Annotated in this window: 13 protein-coding genes; 7 read left to right on the plus strand and 6 right to left on the minus strand. The window is 56.2% G+C overall.

Annotated elements, in window-relative coordinates:
* Positions 1-57: 57 nt before the first annotated feature.
* The 3 genes from AC1DVF_RS05155 to AC1DVF_RS05165 all read right to left on the minus strand — a co-directional run bounded on the left by AC1DVF_RS05155 (position 58) and on the right by AC1DVF_RS05165 (position 4,147).
* A complete protein-coding gene (locus AC1DVF_RS05155; RefSeq protein WP_460101104.1) occupies positions 58-2,526 on the minus strand; it encodes a fimbria/pilus outer membrane usher protein in 2,469 nt (822 codons plus the stop codon).
* Positions 2,527-2,723: 197 nt separating this feature from the next.
* Positions 2,724-3,473 (minus strand): fimbrial biogenesis chaperone, encoded by a 750-nt coding sequence (locus tag AC1DVF_RS05160; RefSeq protein WP_095048991.1) that lies wholly within the window; start codon positions 3,471-3,473, stop codon positions 2,724-2,726.
* Positions 3,474-3,541: 68 nt separating this feature from the next.
* The gene (locus AC1DVF_RS05165) at positions 3,542-4,147 is read right to left on the minus strand and encodes a fimbrial protein (RefSeq protein WP_093431558.1); all 606 of its coding nucleotides are present in this window, start codon (positions 4,145-4,147) and stop codon (positions 3,542-3,544) included.
* A gap of 321 nt (positions 4,148-4,468) precedes the next feature.
* On the opposite strand from AC1DVF_RS05165, the gene AC1DVF_RS05170 reads away from it, so the two are divergent.
* The 6 genes from AC1DVF_RS05170 (at position 4,469) to AC1DVF_RS05195 (ending at position 13,215) form a co-directional block, all read left to right on the plus strand.
* Positions 4,469-5,689: an EAL domain-containing response regulator gene (locus AC1DVF_RS05170; protein WP_477782157.1), complete on the plus strand. Its 1,221-nt coding sequence runs from the start codon at positions 4,469-4,471 to the stop codon at positions 5,687-5,689.
* Between the two features lie 174 nt (positions 5,690-5,863).
* A complete protein-coding gene (locus tag AC1DVF_RS05175; RefSeq protein ID WP_477782158.1) occupies positions 5,864-6,571 on the plus strand; it encodes a response regulator in 708 nt (235 codons plus the stop codon).
* A gap of 7 nt (positions 6,572-6,578) precedes the next feature.
* On the plus strand, positions 6,579-10,211 hold the full coding sequence (locus tag AC1DVF_RS05180) for a transporter substrate-binding domain-containing protein (protein ID WP_320336770.1): 3,633 nt from the start codon (positions 6,579-6,581) through the stop codon (positions 10,209-10,211).
* 104 nt (positions 10,212-10,315) lie between these two features.
* Positions 10,316-10,699: a hypothetical protein gene (locus AC1DVF_RS05185; protein ID WP_093431571.1), complete on the plus strand. Its 384-nt coding sequence runs from the start codon at positions 10,316-10,318 to the stop codon at positions 10,697-10,699.
* 310 nt (positions 10,700-11,009) lie between these two features.
* Positions 11,010-11,471, plus strand: a complete 462-nt coding sequence (locus AC1DVF_RS05190; RefSeq protein ID WP_093431574.1) for a hypothetical protein — start codon at positions 11,010-11,012, stop codon at positions 11,469-11,471.
* Positions 11,472-11,586: 115 nt separating this feature from the next.
* Positions 11,587-13,215, plus strand: coding sequence for a methyl-accepting chemotaxis protein (locus AC1DVF_RS05195; RefSeq protein ID WP_460128785.1), 1,629 nt, complete (start codon positions 11,587-11,589; stop codon positions 13,213-13,215).
* Between the two features lie 75 nt (positions 13,216-13,290).
* Here AC1DVF_RS05195 and AC1DVF_RS05200 read toward each other — a convergent pair whose 3' ends face one another.
* The gene (locus AC1DVF_RS05200) at positions 13,291-13,830 is read right to left on the minus strand and encodes a hypothetical protein (protein WP_093431579.1); all 540 of its coding nucleotides are present in this window, start codon (positions 13,828-13,830) and stop codon (positions 13,291-13,293) included.
* Positions 13,831-14,249: 419 nt separating this feature from the next.
* Between AC1DVF_RS05200 and AC1DVF_RS05205 the strand changes: the two genes are divergently transcribed.
* Positions 14,250-15,113: a fimbrial protein gene (locus AC1DVF_RS05205; RefSeq protein ID WP_477782198.1), complete on the plus strand. Its 864-nt coding sequence runs from the start codon at positions 14,250-14,252 to the stop codon at positions 15,111-15,113.
* On the opposite strand, the gene AC1DVF_RS05210 is transcribed toward AC1DVF_RS05205, so the two are convergent.
* Both AC1DVF_RS05210 and AC1DVF_RS05215 read right to left on the minus strand, forming a co-directional pair.
* On the minus strand, positions 15,108-15,470 hold the full coding sequence (locus AC1DVF_RS05210) for a response regulator (protein WP_186622265.1): 363 nt from the start codon (positions 15,468-15,470) through the stop codon (positions 15,108-15,110). The genes AC1DVF_RS05205 and AC1DVF_RS05210 overlap by 6 nt on opposite strands.
* 23 nt (positions 15,471-15,493) lie before the next feature.
* Positions 15,494-16,933 carry an ATPase domain-containing protein gene (locus AC1DVF_RS05215; protein WP_186622267.1) on the minus strand — a complete coding sequence of 480 codons (1,440 nt, stop codon included), beginning with the start codon at positions 16,931-16,933 and terminating at the stop codon, positions 15,494-15,496.
* Between the last annotated feature and the right edge of the window lie 105 nt (positions 16,934-17,038).

Consider the following 17,038-nt stretch of genomic DNA (forward strand, 5'->3'; position numbering starts at 1 on the left):
CGACAATGCTCTGAATAGATCAGAGCCTTGTCGTTTAAGACTGACGAATTGAACGTGTTATTTCGATGTGTCTACGCTGGTTGAGCAAGAAAGCCTGTAATGCTCATAGTTCAAATCCTTTAGCCTTTCTGGCAGCTTGTAAGGGGCGGGGCAACTCTTGCCCTGCCACTTGATTGTGATGATGCCTTGATCTTTGGTAACAAGCGCTAACGCCTTGCCGGTGGGGTCGGAAAGCGCCAGTTGTTTACCATCGGCGTCCATCAGTACGGCTCCGAATGGGAGGGGTTTGCCCTCGGCATCGTAGAGTTCGAACTGGATCCGTCGACCTTTGCTGCCCTCGAAGCGCGCGAGCACGACTGAACCTCGTCTCGGTACGAGTTGTTGAGTGGCGTTGTCCAACTCGATTTCACCGCCGAGATTGCGTGTATCCAACGTCACCCAGTTCACGCGATAGGGCTGTGCATTTGGAACGACGGCATAGCCGTTGAGGCCGGTTTTTACGCCGGAGTAGCTGCTGACTTCTACCCCTGACATGCCAGGCACCGCGACCAGTGCGAATGTTTCGCCGACGGTCTGGCCCATGTTGATTCCCCCCGCGTGGGCCACGATTGATCCGGCCGCGCTCAGGTTCTGTGATTCATAACCGCTGCCTCGGCTGTAGCCCAATCCCAGATCGCCCATCGCTGTGCGGGTACTCAGGCTGAGCGAGCCAGAGCGATCACCTTGCACACTGCGGCCGGTCTGTACGGAATAGTAGGTGTCACTGTCTTCAGTCAGATAACCATTGATCCCGGCTTGTGTACTGGTGCCGGTATTCTGATGATTGCTGGAAATATAGGCGCGAGGCGCGCGAGGTGTCGATCCGAGCGGGAATGAGATCGAAACGCTCAGTTGGGTGTCGTGAGTGGTGTCACCGCGTGCGCCGAACTCTTCGGTTTTACTCAAACTGATGTTGTAGTTCAGGTCGCGCCAATTATTGTTGTAACCGGCAGAAAAGCTGCGCGAACCACCGCGATCCCAATAGCGCTGATCACTGGCATTCAAGTACAGCGAGCCGTACTGGCGCGCTTCACCCAGGGTCTGGTTGACCGTGAGGTCGGTACGGGTTTTGGCGTTACCTGCGCGCCGCGTAGCGCCGGTGCTGGTGTCCTGAACGTGGTCGGTCAGCGTGCGGTAACCCTCGGTCGAATAACGATAGGCGGCGAGGGTGAAGCTGGTATCGGTGCCGGTGAAGGTCTTTGCATAGAGCGCGCGTACGCTGCTGCCCTGGGTCGTTTTACCGAATGCCTTGCTAGACGATTGCGTGAGGTCCAGTGACATCGCGCCAATCGAAGTGTTCTTCGCCGCACCGACGGAAAGCGCCTTGAAACCATTGCTGGCCTGAATGCCGGCAATGCCTGTCAGGTTGCTGGTCAAACCGTAGGCGAAAGTACCGCCCAGGAAGGCCGGCTTGTCGTAGCCCTCGCTGTTGTTGTTGAATTTTCCGCTCGACAGGCTGTACTTCAATTGACCCTCACGCACCATCGTCGGCAAGGCGGAGAACGCCTGTCGGGTGACCTTGCGCCGACCATCCGCTTCGACAACGGTGATCTCCAGATCACCATTGGAGCCCGATGGATAGATATCACTGATCTCGAACGGCCCCGGCGGTACGTTGGTGGTGTAAAGAATGTAGTTATCCTGGCGGACCTCGATCTTCGCATTGGTTTCAGCCACGCCACGAATGATTGGCGCATAGCCGCGCTCGCTGTCTGCGCGCATGCCCTCATCAGAGGCCACCTTGACGCCTTGATAGCGCACGCTGTCGAACAGGTCTGAGTCGGAAAAGATTTCACCCGCGCTCAGTTGCCCCTTGATCGCCGTGAGGTCGCGCTGGATGAACGTGCGGTTGCTGACAAACCGGTTGGGCCGGCCGGTGGCACTGCTCAGATTGGACTCGTTGCGCAAACGCCAGGCACCGAAGTTGATGCCGTTGCGCAGACCCAGGTTATTTGAGATTTGCGTCGAGTAATCGGTTTTGCTGCGGGTGCTGCTCAACTGATAGTTGATGAACCCGGCGGCCACGCCATCGTCCCAAAGCTCTGGGTCCACATAGCCGCGCATGCCACGCGCCATCGCGACCTGCGGCACGCTGATATTGAGGCGCAGGCGGTTGGCGTCAAAACTGATACTGGCTTGCTCGATCATCGACGCAAGATCGTAGTGATCGGCCGGCCGTTGCTCGTCAACCAGGCCTTGCTCACGCAGTTTGCGCATGTCTACGCCCAACTGCTGTAACAATTCCAGGGTGATACGTGGCTCGACTTTGCCGTTGAGCGGGTTGGCAGCGAAATCAACGTCGCGACGACCGACCAGCGTGCCGTTGCTGAACACGTCAACGCGATATCGGCCCGGCAGAACGCTGTTGGCATTCAACAAGGGTTGCAGATCGACCGCAGATGAACCTTCCAGAAACAAGGTATTGAACGCCTCACCCGCTACCGCGGCGGGGGCTTCGGCACCCATGGCGAATCCACAAATGGCCATATTGATGGCAAAGCACAATGGATGCAGGCAGCCCAACGCCGTTTTGTTTTTATGGCGCGCAACGTGATGCTTTACACAACTTGCAGATGTGTGGTGTTGGGAGGAAAACATGCAATTTGCCTTATCAGTCCGTGTTGCTTCAACCGGAGTCCGGAACTCGTAAATAGCTTGTGAATTGGCGGGGTGGGGCGGGGAAGTTACTGGGCGGATGCATCTTTCACGCGCTCGGCATGACTTTCGGTAGCGCTGAGTGGTGCATCGAATCGTTGTTGTGCGCCGTAATCGTTAATGGCTGAAAACGTCAGGCGCGGAGATCCAGGTGGCAACTCTTTCAAGTTGAATGAACGAACTTCGCCCGGAACGATCATTGTCGAATCAATCACCAACTCTGCTTTTTTTCCTGCAGCGACTTTCAGGTCGGCCAGCGACACATGGTAATTACTCTGGTTTTTTACTTTCAGTACCGACTTGCCAGCTTGCGTGACCAATTGCCATACAAGTTGCACCGGCGCTTGCGCGGCGTCACCGGTCAGTCCGTTCGGGCGAAAAAAAACCTTGATGCGCTGACGCACCGCCAGTTGCAGGGTGTTGACATCGGCAGCACTGGCCTGAGGGATTTCCTGCACGTTCAGCCACACCACCGACTCTTTGTCTGCAGGCATGCCCCGGCCCTCATAGAGAATCCTCAACAGTTGCTGTTGATTGGGTTCGAGTCGGGCCAGCGGTGGAGTCACCGCAAATGGCGGCGCGCTGCCAGCGGTGTCGCCGGCATCCAGCCACGATTGCGCCAGGATGGTTTGCCCGCCGTTGCGCACGGTGACGTTTGCCTCTTTGTGCGCGCCATCGAAGATGACCCGGGTGGAACTCAAGGAGATGCTGGCGAATGCCGAGTGCGTCATCAACACCCCGGCAAGCCCCAGACACAGCGGAAAATAGCGACTTAACATAGTTTTCACCGATTGATCTGGTCGGGAAGGACGAGGCACAGCGGCCCCGTCCAGGTATTGCGCGCTGCTTATTCGTATTCGAGAACGAACGGCAGAGTGGCGTTACCGGTACCTGCAGTAGCGGTGGCCTTGTCGCCGGTGGTGACGTAAGCGGCTGCGAACGACAGGGTGCCGTCGCCGCCAGTGGTGCCGTCGCCAGTCAGGCTGGTCTGAACTTTGGCTGTGGCTTCGGAACTCAGGTCGATCAACTGGCCGTTGCTGTCCAGCAGCGCGATACCTACGCCTTTGGCCGCATCAGTACCTTGCAGCTTGAGAACTTTCTTGCCATCAACCAGGCCCGAACCGCCGTTGACGGTTGGTTTGAACAGCATCGACACCTTGGTGCCGGCGTTGCAGTTCACTTTCAGGTTGAAATCATTGGCAGCCACGCGACCAGCACCCGGGGCAGAATCGGTGCCCATGTCTTTGATCGATACGCTGCCCATGTCCACGGCAATCATCTTGTCGTTACCCGAAGCGCCATCTACCGAGCACGCATCGTTGTTGATGACGCCGGTGAAGCTGATTTGACCGCTGCCGCCCTTGACGGCTTTAGCGGCTTCTTCTTCAGCCAGTGCACCAGTGGAGGCAGCCAGTACGGAAAGAGTGAGTACTGCGAAAGCGAACTTTTTCATGTTTATATCCGAAGTTATTGTGAAGTGCTGCATTGAAATGCCAGGCCATGTTAGGTCGGTGATAGCGATGGGTCTTTGAGATTTGTCTTAAATCGTAGCAAGTGCGAGCAAGTCAGCAATATCGGAAGTGAGTATTTATATCTTCAGTTAATTTACGGCAGACCAAATGAGACAATTCTTAAAGTCGCGCGGGTTCTATTTGGTTAGTATTCGCGGATGCAGAAATTCTCAGTCAGTGCAAAGTTTGTCGGTGTTCTTTCTGCTTGAAAGATAGTTCAGATGTTTTGCTATTAATAGCTGATAGAAAGAGGTTCCCGGTTTGTGAACACGCTTCGTATATTGGTATTGGAAGATCACGCCTTCCAGCGCACGGCTGCGGTCAGCGCGCTTAATAGTCTGGGTTACAAAAATATCTTTCAGGCGGCTGACGGCAAAGATGCGCTGGCTGTGATCTCCCAGGCAGGGGGCGTGGACGTTGCGTTGTGTGACCTGAGCATGGCCGGGATGGATGGTTTGACCTTTTTGCGCCTGGCGAGAGAGGCTGGATTGATTCGCGCAGTGATCATCTGCAGTTCACTGCCTGAAGACTTGTTGCGCACGGTTGATCGAATTGTCACGTTGCAGGGCCTGGAATTGCTCGGCAGTGTCGCAAAGCCGTTGATGGTCGATGTGCTGGCGCCATTGCTGGCGCGCTATCGCCCGCACAGCCAGGTCGATGTCAAACTGGCGGAAAGTCATCTCGATCAGCCTACGGAGAACGAAGTGCTCGAAGCGATACGCCGGCAGGAATTTCGCGCGTACTTCCAGCCCAAGTTTCATCTGCGCAGTGGTGAGGTGGATGGCGCCGAGGTGCTGGTGCGCTGGCAAAGCCCCAGTCGCGGGTTACTTTCACCGGGTATGTTCCTGCCCACGATCGAGCGTTGCGGGCTGCTCGACGAAATGTTTTTCAGCCTGCTCACGCAAGGACTGAGTCTGCAGCGTTTTGTGCAGTCCCACGGCAAGCCGTTCAAGCTCGCCTTCAATCTCGACGTCACGCAGATGGCCAACCCGAACCTTGTCGATCGAATCAAGGCACTGTTGCGCATTCACGGCGCCTCGCCAGCCGGGCTCATATTCGAGCTGACGGAAACCGGCCTGCTGCAGATGCCCGAGATCAGCATGGAAAACATGGTGCGTCTGCGCATGCTCGGCTTCAGCCTGGCGATCGATGATTTCGGTGTCGGCTATTCTTCGCTGGAGCGACTGTGTCAGATGCCGTTCAACGAAATCAAACTCGACGCCGGCTTCGTGCAGAATTTCCAGCAGGCTCGCTACAGTGCGGTCATCCACGGTGCCTTGGCCCTGGCGCGCGAGCTGGACATGCGTGTGGTCGCAGAAGGTATTGAAACCGCAGACCAGGTTCATCACCTGGCTCGACTCGGTTGCCAGTGGGGGCAGGGCTTCTTCTATGCTCGACCCATGAATTGGGCGCACCTGGTCGATTGGCGCTTCGAGGGTCAAAAGTCGTCCTGGCGCCGCGCAATAGGTACGTCCGACCTTTGATGCGCGCTCGCGGTCTGACTTTTGGGACAAAGCCCTATTTCGTCGTGTCTTTAAAACAATCATCATGTGCCGAGAAATCAATCAGATGCACCTGAAAGCTTCGGTGATGCCCGGGATCGGCTGCGGTTGCCAAGTGCTGATGATCCTTCAACCCTCCTCATCATGGAGCTGCTCATGCATTGGTCAGTCGTGAATCCGTTACGCGTTGCCATCCTTGATGATCACTCGCTCATACGTCTGGCGATGAAATCGCGGTTGACGCGCGAAGCCGAGTTCAGTGTCGTGGGTGTGTACGGGAGCAGCGCGCAGTTGCTCGCTGGATTGCGCGAGGTCGACATCGACCTGCTGATACTCGACTACAAGCTGCACGATGGCGAGCTGGACGGGCTTAATCTGATTCGCCTGCTGCGCAAGCAATATCCAGACATGCGCATCCTCGTCTCATCCTCTGAAGAGCGCCCGGCGGTGGTGAACATGGCGATCGGAGCGGGCGTCAGTGGATTCTTCGGCAAGTCCCAGCCAGTCGATGACCTGATCACGGGCATCCGCTGCGCAGCGTCCGGCCAGTTGTACCTGTCGCCGGCAATGGCCTTCGAACTTGATGTGCTGCCTGTGTCGGTCGATGAGCCTGCTGGTGCCAATGATGACGGTGTGGCGCACAGCGACGATTTCCTGAGCAATCCTTTGCTCTCGCCGAAAGAGAAAGAAGTCTTGCGCTGCTGCCTCGAGGGTATGGGGGTGACGCAGATCGCTTTGAAGTTTTCGCGCAGTCGCAAAACCATCAGTGGGCAAAAACAGGCCGCTTTCAAAAAGCTTGGCATTCGTGGTGATGCAGAGCTGTTCAAGTTGCAGCACAGCCTGACAGCCGATAACCAGGGATAACACGCTTATGTTTCAACTGTTGCGCGGTGTTTTGCTCGTCAGTGTGCTTTTCGTATTCGGTAGCGGGTCGTTGTGGGCAGCAGAGCCGCGCACTCTGCAGGTGTTCGGTCGATCAGACTGCAAGACGCTGCAGGTCGATCTGGGCAATGAAGACTGGAGTTGGCTGCGGCAGAAACGCAGCCTCGTATTGGGATCGGCGCTTCCGGATTTCCCGCCCTATGTCATGACCGCCAGCGGTACGCGTTATGAGGGGATTGCCGCCGACATCGCCTGCATTATCGGTCAGGCCCTGCATGTCGAAGTTACCGTCAAGGCATATCCCGACCGTCGCGATGCCATGGCGGCGCTTGAACGTGGCGACATCGACATGTTGGGCAGCTCCAACAGTTTCGAGTTGATCGACGGCCTCGTTACGCTCAGCAAGCCTTATGTCGAAGACGTGCCGGCAATGTTCATGCGCGGCGATGATCGGCGACCGATGCCGGCCAATCTGGCCGGTTTGCGTATTGCGGTTGCCGACGATTACCTGCCATCCAGTCAGCTCCATGGTTTGTATCCCAATGCCGAGTTCGTACTTTTTCCATCGAACGAGTTGGCACTGGCCGCGCTGGCGTTTGGCAAAGTCGATCTGTTTCTGGGCGATACGGTGTCCAGCAACTATCTGATCAACCTCAACTACTTCAACTATGTGCGCCTGCACTCGTTCGTCAAAACGCAAACCAACGGTTTCAGCTTTGCCCTGCGCCGAGGTAATGATCAACTGCTGCGTCTGATCGACTCGGTCATCGAGTCGATGGGTGAGGGCAAGATAGCCGAAATCACCAAACGCTGGTCCGGTGGCGGCGGGGCACTGACCCCCAAACGTATTGACCTGACACCCGGCGAAGCACGCTGGCTTGAGCTGCACCCGGTCGCGCGGTTCGTGATCAATGACGATCAGGCGCCATTTGCGTTCTTTGATGGCGATGGCAACTTTGGCGGAATCGGCGCCGATCTGCTGGAACTGATTCAGCGGCGCACTGGTTTGCAGATCGATGTGAAGCGCACCGACAGCTTTTCCAGCTTGAGCACACGCCTGCTGGATGGCAGCGCCGATATCTCGTTGCTGACGCCAACCGTCTCCCGTGAAGTCGGTATGCGTTTCACCCACCCGTTCCTCGCCAGTCCTTTTGTGATCGTCACCGCCAAGGACGCTGGCGCGCCTTCAAGCCTGCAGGAGCTACGCGGCAAGCGCGTCGCCGTCCCCGAGAGCTCGGCGGAGCGTGAGCTGCTCAAGGATTATCCCGACATTGAAATTGTCGACAACGAGACAGTGCTCGGCGCTCTGGCTGACGTGAAGGATGGGCGAGCAGACGCGATGATTACCACGCTGCACAGTGCGCGCTATTACATCGCTCACATCTACAGCGACAGTTTGCGCATCTCCAACATCGTCGGCATGAACAAAGGTTTCCTCGCCTTCGCCGCCCGGCGCGCCGATACCGAACTGGTCAGCATTCTGAACAAGGCCCTGCTGAGCATTCCACCAGACGAGCTGGACGTGATTCTCAACCGTTGGCGTCCCATTGCCGCGTTCTCGGGACTGTCGTGGCGCGATTACAAGGTGTTGATCTATCAAATCAGCGCTGGTGCCTTCTTGATTATCCTCGGATCGCTGGCGTGGAATTTCTATATTCGCCGGCAGATCCGCGAACGCAGTCGGGCAGAGCGCTTGCTCGGCGATCAACTGAAGTTCATGGGGGCGCTGATCAACGGCACGCCGCATCCCATTTACGTACGCGATCGGGAAGGTCGGCTTGTCACCTGCAATAACAATTATCTGCAGACGTTTGGCCTTTTGGAAAAAGACGTGATCGGCAAGACCGTGCTCGAAAGCGGCAAGCGCAATCGCCAGGAAGCGTTGCAATTTCACGATGACTATCTGCGCGTCATCGAGCGGGACGAACCTTACGAGGTGGATCGCACGCTGCATGTTGGTGAAACGCGGCTGATCATTTATCACTGGATCCAGCCTTATCACGACACGACGGGGGAAGTCAGAGGCGTGATCTGCGGCTGGATCGACATCAGCGAACGCCGCGAACTGATCGAGGAGTTGCGTTCGGCGAAAGAGCTGGCCGATGAGTCAAGCCGCGCCAAAACCACGTTCCTCGCGACCATGAGCCACGAGATCCGTACGCCGATGAGTGCCGTGATCGGCATGCTCGAACTCACCCTCAAGCGCGCCGAGCAGGGCCACTTCGATCGACCGGCGATTGAAGTGGCCTACGACTCGGCGAAAGGCCTGCTGGAGCTGATCGGCGATATCCTCGATGTGGTTCGCATCGAGTCTGGGCATGTCAGTCTTTCGCCCAAACGTGCCAACCTGCGCGAACTTGTGGAGTCCGTGGCGCGGGTGTTCGACGGCTTGGCCAGGCAGAAGAGTCTGGTATTGAAGCTCGATATCGACGCCACAGTCGGCTGTGACGTACTGGTTGATCCGATGCGCTTCCAGCAGGTGCTCTCGAATCTGGTCGGCAATGCCATCAAGTTTACCGATACCGGGCATGTCAGCGTCTCGATTCGCGGCCAACGCCTTGCTGACGAACGTTTGCAGGTCGATCTCAAAGTCGAGGATACCGGCATCGGCATTTCCAGCGCTGATCTGCAGAACCTGTTCCAGCCGTTTTCGCAAGCCAATCACGGCCCCTCGAACCGGGGCGGCACCGGTCTGGGATTGGCGATTTCACGTTCGTTGTGCGAGTTGATGGGCGGGCGACTGAACATCACCAGTACGCTGGGCAAAGGCACCTGCCTGGAAGTGTCGCTGTTCTTCAATATCCTCAGTCCGCTCGGCGGCAAGGTGCTGCCTGTTTCGGTTGTCCAGGACAAGCCAGTGCCGACGCTGCGGATTCTGGTAGTGGATGACCAGAGCGCCAACCGTCTGCTGCTGACGCAGCAGCTCAGCTTTCTTGGCCAGGCGGTGCGTGATGCTGCCGATGGAGCGCAGGCATTGGCATTGTGGCGTTCGGAGCCGTTCGACATTGTGATCACGGACTGCAACATGCCGGTCATGAACGGCTACGAACTGGCCCGCACCATTCGCCAGGACGAACGCGACAGTGGTGGAGCGCCGTGTATCGTGCTGGGCTTCACAGCCAACGCGCAGCCGGAAGAAAAAGTGAAATGCCGAGAGGCGGGGATGGACGACTGTCTGTTCAAACCGATCAGCCTCAGCACCTTGTCGACCCTGCTTGCCGGCTGGGAAAAGGACGTCGAAACCGAGCCAGTTGAAAGCCCGCCTGCGGCGGGCATCAAGGAGCTGGGGTCGATTCGCGAGCGTCTGACCGAGCTCACCGGAGGCGATCTCGACATGATGAAAGAACTGCTGCGCGAGGCGCTGTCGAGTTGTGAGAAGGATCTGGAGGAGCTGCATTCGCTGATACCCGAAAGCGATCCCGGGTTGTTGGCTGACCTGGCACATCGGATCAAGGGCGCGGCGCGCATTGTCGCCGAGCATCAGGTCATCGAGGCGTGTAACGACCTTGAGGCCGAGTGCGAAGCGCCGGTCATCGATCCACTGGATATCAATCGCAGCGCGTTGAAGCTGGAGCATGCACAGGCTGATCTGATCAAGAAAATCAAACGGGTCGAGCTGTAACCGTATTGGCGCAGGGCTCTGCTGACTGGCCTTGCATTGAAGGGGGACGTTAAAGATCATTTTGCAACGGGCGATACCTTGGTTAATAACCATGGAGTTTCGCGATGATCATTCGACGTCCTTTATTGATTGCCTGTCTCTGCCTGCTGAGTTTTGACACCGTCAGCGCGGCCCAGTCTGCGCCTGTCAGCGGAGTGATTCGCTTCAGCGGACAGATCGTCGAGACAAGTTGCATGGCGAGTGGCGCCAGCCGTGCTTCTGCTTCTGTCGAGCTGCTTGATTGTCCGCAGGCGAGCACTGGTCAGATGTTCTCGGTGACCAACGTCAGTGCGGCAGGGCGGGGTGAGCCGCGCCAGCAAGTGTTCGTGAAGATGATTGCCGATACCCACGAGCAGGAAAAATATTACGACCAGCGTTTGCTGCTCACGGACAACAAGGGCCATCAGATAACGACTGGCAATTACGTCGTGACGCTTACGCTGCCTTGATGGGCTGAGAAAGAATGAGTTTGCGCCCCTTGTTTCAAGGTTACTGACAAAAAGGGGCGTTAATAATGAGAATTGTCTGGTTCGTATACGACCGTCCCGCGCTTCTGGCATTGCGCCGCTCGCCACCGTTGCAAAATCCCTCCCTCCAAAGACTTTGAACCAGGCCGGGCCTCGCTAGCGCGGGCTTGTCATCAAGGTGTGGTTTTCGCTCAGCGATCCCTGCGGTCATTTTGAGACAAGTCTCATATCGGCCAGGTTGGCCCCTTGGTTATTTTCTTGAAAGGAAGAATGGAGCTGCCAAAGGTGTCCGATGTTTCTTGAAAATAACCGAAGTCGATCCTTGCGGATCCTGATCGCCGATAACGACGTGCGTAGAGGTCTGTCGATTGAACAACAGTTCAACAAGCTGGGCTGTCTCAGCGTAGTGAACGTCTGTACTTATCGTGACCTGAGAGTACTGACGTATTACTGCCCCCAACGGCTCAGCCTGGTCGTCGTCAATGCTGAGTTGCTCAACGAGATGGCGATGGATCCGCTCGATTTTTTTGGGGAAAACCCGTTGATTCGTCACCTGCTGATTTTCAACCCCAGTGATGATCATCAGTGGTCGAAGACCGTCTTCAATCCGCATCCGCAACGCTGGATGCGTCTGGTCTCGAAAATCGATCTGCCGCGATTGGCGGATTTTCTGATGCTGGCCGACCCGACGCTCAAGGAGCTGGCGGAGCCGGCCTCATCCGACTCCACGCTTTCTTCGGGCGCAAACCGCTAGCTGTTGCGCCTTCGCGCGGTCATCCGCTTGTGCTTTGAGGTGCTATTGCTCAGCGCCTGCTTTGCTGCCCGCTCGTTTGCCCCATTGTCTTGAATACACTCTAAGGTAAGGCATCATGCTGCTTCGTAAACTCAATCTCGCGCCGCGTTCGGCGCTGTGTTTTGGCTTGTTCTGTCTCATGATTATCGCGATCGGATTGATCGCCTTGCAGCAAGTCGACTTGCTCAATAAGGCGGAGACCTATGTCGAGACGACCATCGTGCCGAGTATCAAGCTGCTCGGACAACTGGATCGTGAACTCATCGAAATCAAGGGCAATAACGCCCGCTTGCGCAACCCTATCGAAACCCCTGAGCGCAAGGCTCAGGCCCTGATGGACATTCAACAGTCGCGTCAGCTCATCAAAAAACATCAGCGCGCACTCATTGATCTGTTGGCAACTGACGCCGGGCGTGAGGCCTTCGAGGCGTTCGCCAAAGCACAACAAGTCAATGATCAGGCGCAGGACCAATACCTTGAAACCGTGGCAAAAGGGCAGCTTGAAGCGGCCATTGCGCTGTCAAAGAATCAGATGCGTGCCGCCTCGGACGGCGTGCAGGTCGCGCTCAAGAAGCTGATTGCTCTCAATGAGATTGAAGCTTATGAAGCGGGCAAGCAGGCCGACAATGTCTACGAACACACGCTGTGGATCGTCAGTGTGTTCATTATCATTGCCATCGGTGCTTCCTTGGCCCTGGCGGTGTTGTACACGCGCAGCCTGACGGTGCCGATTGCAGGCTCACTAAGGGTAGCGGAGTGCATCGCCGCCAACGATTTGAGCGAAACCATCGCGCTGGATGGTTCCGATGAGGCAGCGCAGATGCTGTCGTCGTTGGCCGCGATGCAAGCCAGTTTGCGTGATGCGCTGATCATGATCCGTGACTCGTCCACGCAGTTGGCCGAAACCTCGGAAGTCATGCACGGCGTCACCGAAGATATTTCGCGTATCACTCAGCGTCAGAGTCATGAAATCGAAATGGCCGCCACCGCCGTGACTGAAATGAGTGCGGCGGTGGAGCAGGTCGCGGACAACGCCGCATCGACCTCGCAACTGACGTCGGAATCAAGCGCCGCAGCCATTGCCGGTAAAGCCCAGGTCAGCGAAACGGTCGCGGCAATCAATCTGATGGTTTCCAGCGTGCATGGCACCTCGGCAGAAGTGCAGGCGCTTTCTACGATGGCGAGCGATATCAGCAGCGTGCTGGACGTGATCCGAGAAGTCGCCGAACAAACCAATCTGCTCGCGTTGAACGCGGCCATCGAAGCGGCGCGGGCGGGGGAGGCGGGCCGTGGCTTTGCCGTGGTTGCAGATGAGGTGAGAGGGCTGGCGCAGCGTACGCAGAAATCGACCGAGGACATCGAGTCCATGGTCAGCTCTATTCAGTCGGGCACCAGCAGGGCAGTTACGTCCATGAGCCACACCCGCTCTCAGGCCGAAAGAACACTCGAGATGGCCAATATCGCCGGCGAAGTGCTGACTGACATCACTGGGTCTCTGAATCTTATCAATGAACGAAACCTGCTGATGGCGACCGCTGCCGAAGAGCAGGCTCAGGTTGCGCGCGAAGTGGATCGCAGCCTGATCAGCATTCGCGACCTGTCTTGCGAAACTGCAGAAGGCTCGAAACAGACCGCCGTTGCGTCGGCGGAGCTTTCGCAATTAGCAGCATCGCTGAATAAGTTGACCAAGGAATTCAAGCTGTAAAGAGTGAGCAGGAAGCCCTGATCACCAGGGCTTTGTTTGATCCGCGGTCAATCCTGTTGTGCAGCGGCCGCTACCTCATTTCTGTGTTGGCTGCTCGGTTTGTGCCGTCAGTTGTTCAATACAGGTGGCGAGTTGTTTTTCATAGCTTTCAAGCACCGCTTCGGCTTCAGCTTCGCGCTCATCACGCAAGCGAAAGAAGTCATCGCGACTGAGCTGGTCCGCTACGAGGCGGATATTTTGCTCGATGATCGCGCACAGTGAATCTTCATCCTCTAACGCGGCGCTGGTTTGCGCCGCGCGTTGAGTGTTTTCGAGCTCCGTCTTTGCCGTCTCGGCGGCCTTCGCCTGTTCCTTCGCGGTAAGCAGGTCAGTCTCCAGTGCCTGCTTTTGTTCTGCCAGACGCTTGAGTTCTGCGCTCATTGACTGGATGGCATCGGCTCGCTGTGTGAGCTGAATCTCCTGCTTTTGCACCACGGCCTTCAGTGGAAACAGATTGTTGAGCTCATAACCGGCGGCGACAGTCATGGCGATCAGCGCCAGTGCCAGAATCGTCAGGCAATAGATGGCGGCGTTGCTCTGGGGTTTTGGGCTATTGAGGGTATCGAGGGCTCTCACGGAATCGTTTCTCCTTTCAAGAGTGGACAGTGTAATGACCGATTTCCGTTGCGCCTTTAAGACGAGTCTTAAATTGTCTGTTGGTTATCTGCGCTGGTAAAGGATGGTATTCAATAACGTGTCCTTTTATAGGTTTTTCCGATTTGGCTAGTTAGCTATAAATCTATGAGAATTGTCTGTTTGTTGAATAAATAAACTTTTTGCGCAAGTGCTGTTTATTTATTATCTTCTCGTTCCGATTGTGGTGATTTTGCAGCCGATTAAATATTCGCGCCATCGTCAATCATTCAGTTGTTTGCATGCAATGCAGAGTCAGAGAGAGTGCTATGAAGTTATCCCGTATATCAATTGTCGGACTCTTGTATATGCTGTCGTCAAATACAATGGCGGCGGTATGCGAATTTTATCCCGACAATTCCATGGGCGACCTCCGAGTTGTCCTTCCGACCACGATCTCGGTGCCGCGGGACACGCCGAACGGCACGGTTATCTATGAAAGCCCAATCGTGACCCTGGGAGCCATTCCCAGTTCGTTCAGGTGCTCTGCGGTACACAATGAAGGTGTTCGCAATTCTGTGGGCGTCACCCAATCAGGCGCGCAGATTTTTCCTGTTGGAAATACCGGGATCGGCTGGCAATGGATTCGACCGCCATCGGGCAAAGCATGGAAAGGCTTTCCGGGAGACACCGACGTTGCTGGCGGTTGGGGGTGGAATGGCACTCAGCACATCTTGCGTCTTGTAAAAACGGGTGAGATTTCCGGTAGTGCGACGATACCCTCAGGCCAATTGGGGAAATTTGTCGCTGCTGAAATCGAGCCTCTGGCATTGAATACAAGTGGCACGCGGGTGGTCTCACAGTCTTGCGAAACACCCGATGTAAAAGTTGATATGGGTAGCTATAACTTGAGCGATTTCCCGAAGAACGGTGCCTATGCCAAGGAGCAATACTTTTTTCTCAGTATGAAAAACTGTCCTACCGGAATAAACAACTTCCGCTACTCCTTTTCGCCCACTGCGGGCAGCCCTCTGTGGGACGCTAATACTGGCATGGTAAATCTGAACAGTAGTTCCACTGCCAAAGGTTTGGCATTGCAGATGCGCTTCAGAGACGGGAAGCCACTCAAGCTGAATCAGAACTACATAATGAAAGCGCCTACATCGGAAGGCGGGAATGCATCTGTAGACTTGCAAGCGCGCTTCGTGCGCATTGAGCCCGCAAATTCACAAATGAGAGCGGGCAATGCCAATGCCGAAATTGCCTTTGTCGTTGAGTATCTATGAGGAGGCCAACAGCTTCTTCACCTCAGCCACAATCACTTCAATGTCGAAAGGCTTGGGCAGCACCACGTCAAACAGATCCGAGCGCTGCATGCCGATGTGCGCCTGCGCTCCACTCATGAGAATGATCGGCAGGTGTTTGACGGAAGGCTGAGCACGCACGGCTTCGGCGAATTCGAGGCCGTCCATGACCGGCATCATGAAGTCCGTGATGATCAGTGCTGGCCGTTCTCTCTCCAGCACTTCGAGGGCTTTCTTGCCATTGCTGGCCGTCACCGTCATGTAGCCTTCATCCTCCAGCGCAAAGCCAAGAATGTCAGCAATCAGATACTCGTCGTCGACTACCAGGATGGTGGTCATGTTATTTCAACCCGCTCGAAGACTTACGATATTGAACCAGGCAATGACTCGGATGAGACGGAAGGTTCATTTCTCAAAGCCTTTTCCAGGAACACATCTTGATCACGGATGACTACCTCGAACCGCGAAGGGTTATAGGAGCTATCACGTATCTTGAGAATGGAAAGCGTCCTGCGAAGTTCAGCGTGATTTTCAAAGAAACGCATGAGAATCAGGTTGTCGGCAATACTGGACAGGTCGGAATTCGGTGCGCTGACCTCGGAGCCGAACAGATCGCGCATTTCCCAGGAGGCAAAGACCGTGACGCCTCGGGATCGCAGCTCGTTCATCAGTGCACTGAAAAAGTCGGTGATGCGTTCCGGTGTGGTTGAAACCCGAGTCATGCCGCTGAGGCTGTCGATGAACAGGCGCTTGATACCTTTTTCATCGACCAGGCTCAGCAGGCGCGCACCGAGGGCGTCGAGCAAGCCCTCGGTGGTCGGCTGCCAGGCAATGCTCAGTGCACCGCTGTGTTCCATTTGTTCAATGTTGATGCCCAGCGAACGGCCTTTGAGTCGCAGCCGTTGCGGGCTCTCATAGAAACCGAAATGCAGGCCCGGCGCTTCGGCCGTCGACTGCGCGAGAAACTTCAGCCCCAGCGTGGTTTTGCCGATCCCGGAAGGCCCCATGACGAGCGTGACGCTGGAGCTGTGCAAGCCGCCACCGAGAATGTCATCCAGCGAAGCGATGCCGCTGGGAATGCGTGTCATGTCTGCGCTGTCGGGGGCGGAAGGGCGTTTGTACAGACTTTCCAGGCGCGGATAGACCACCAGGCCTTTTTCGGTGATTTCACACTCGTGAACACCGGTCAACGCGCCGCTGCCGCGGGTCTTGCGCAGGTGAATGCGGCGCACCGATCGGGTGCCGAACAGCTCTTCGCCCATTTCGATGACGCCGTCGACCATCGTGTGTTCCGGGCTGCCGTCGTCCAGGCGCGAGCTGGTGAGAAACAGCACGGTGCAACCGGCGAATGCCGCGTGGCCTTGCAGTTCGGAGATGAATTTTTTCGTGTCGATCGGTGAGTCGGCCTTGGAGCGCGCGTTGAGCAAACCGTCGACGACCATGACCGTCGCTTTCTGCCGGCTGATTTCGCGCCGCAGCAGTTTCACCACTTCATCGAGGCCTTCGTTTTCCAGCGTATCGAAAGCGCTGACAAACTGTATTTCAGCGCCCACTCGCGAGGCGTCGAAAAAACTCATGGTCGACAGAAACTGAAACAGTCGGTCGTGAGACTCGGCCAGCAACGTGGCGACCAGAACGCGACCGCCATTGCGGGCATGATTGAAGCCGAGCTGATTGGCGAGGATGGTCTTGCCGGAACCGGGGCGGCCCTGAACGATGTACGAAGCACCCGCGACCAGGCCACCCTGAAGCAGCGCGTCGAGCCCTTCGATTCCGCTTTGAAGGCGTTTTAGCTTTTCCACTATGCGACCCTGATCTGAAAAAACAGGCTTGTTAAGCCGGATGGATGAAATGCTAACGCCATTTCCATTTTGGAGCCATGGCGGTGGAGGCAAAGTAGCGTTGGA

It is taken from the genome of Pseudomonas sp. P4_D7 (genome assembly GCF_056401755.1).

Coding starts and splice junctions, on each gene's coding strand:
- AC1DVF_RS05155 (WP_460101104.1), bottom strand. CDS start 2,526: ATGGCCATTTGTGGATTCGCCATGGGTGCCGAAGCCCCCGCCGCGGTA.
- AC1DVF_RS05160 (WP_095048991.1), bottom strand. CDS start 3,473: ATGTTAAGTCGCTATTTTCCGCTGTGTCTGGGGCTTGCCGGGGTGTTG.
- AC1DVF_RS05165 (WP_093431558.1), bottom strand. CDS start 4,147: ATGAAAAAGTTCGCTTTCGCAGTACTCACTCTTTCCGTACTGGCTGCC.
- AC1DVF_RS05175 (WP_477782158.1), top strand. CDS start 5,864: ATGCATTGGTCAGTCGTGAATCCGTTACGCGTTGCCATCCTTGATGAT.
- AC1DVF_RS05180 (WP_320336770.1), top strand. CDS start 6,579: ATGTTTCAACTGTTGCGCGGTGTTTTGCTCGTCAGTGTGCTTTTCGTA.
- AC1DVF_RS05185 (WP_093431571.1), top strand. CDS start 10,316: ATGATCATTCGACGTCCTTTATTGATTGCCTGTCTCTGCCTGCTGAGT.
- AC1DVF_RS05190 (WP_093431574.1), top strand. CDS start 11,010: ATGTTTCTTGAAAATAACCGAAGTCGATCCTTGCGGATCCTGATCGCC.
- AC1DVF_RS05195 (WP_460128785.1), top strand. CDS start 11,587: ATGCTGCTTCGTAAACTCAATCTCGCGCCGCGTTCGGCGCTGTGTTTT.
- AC1DVF_RS05205 (WP_477782198.1), top strand. CDS start 14,250: ATGGGCGACCTCCGAGTTGTCCTTCCGACCACGATCTCGGTGCCGCGG.
- AC1DVF_RS05210 (WP_186622265.1), bottom strand. CDS start 15,470: ATGACCACCATCCTGGTAGTCGACGACGAGTATCTGATTGCTGACATT.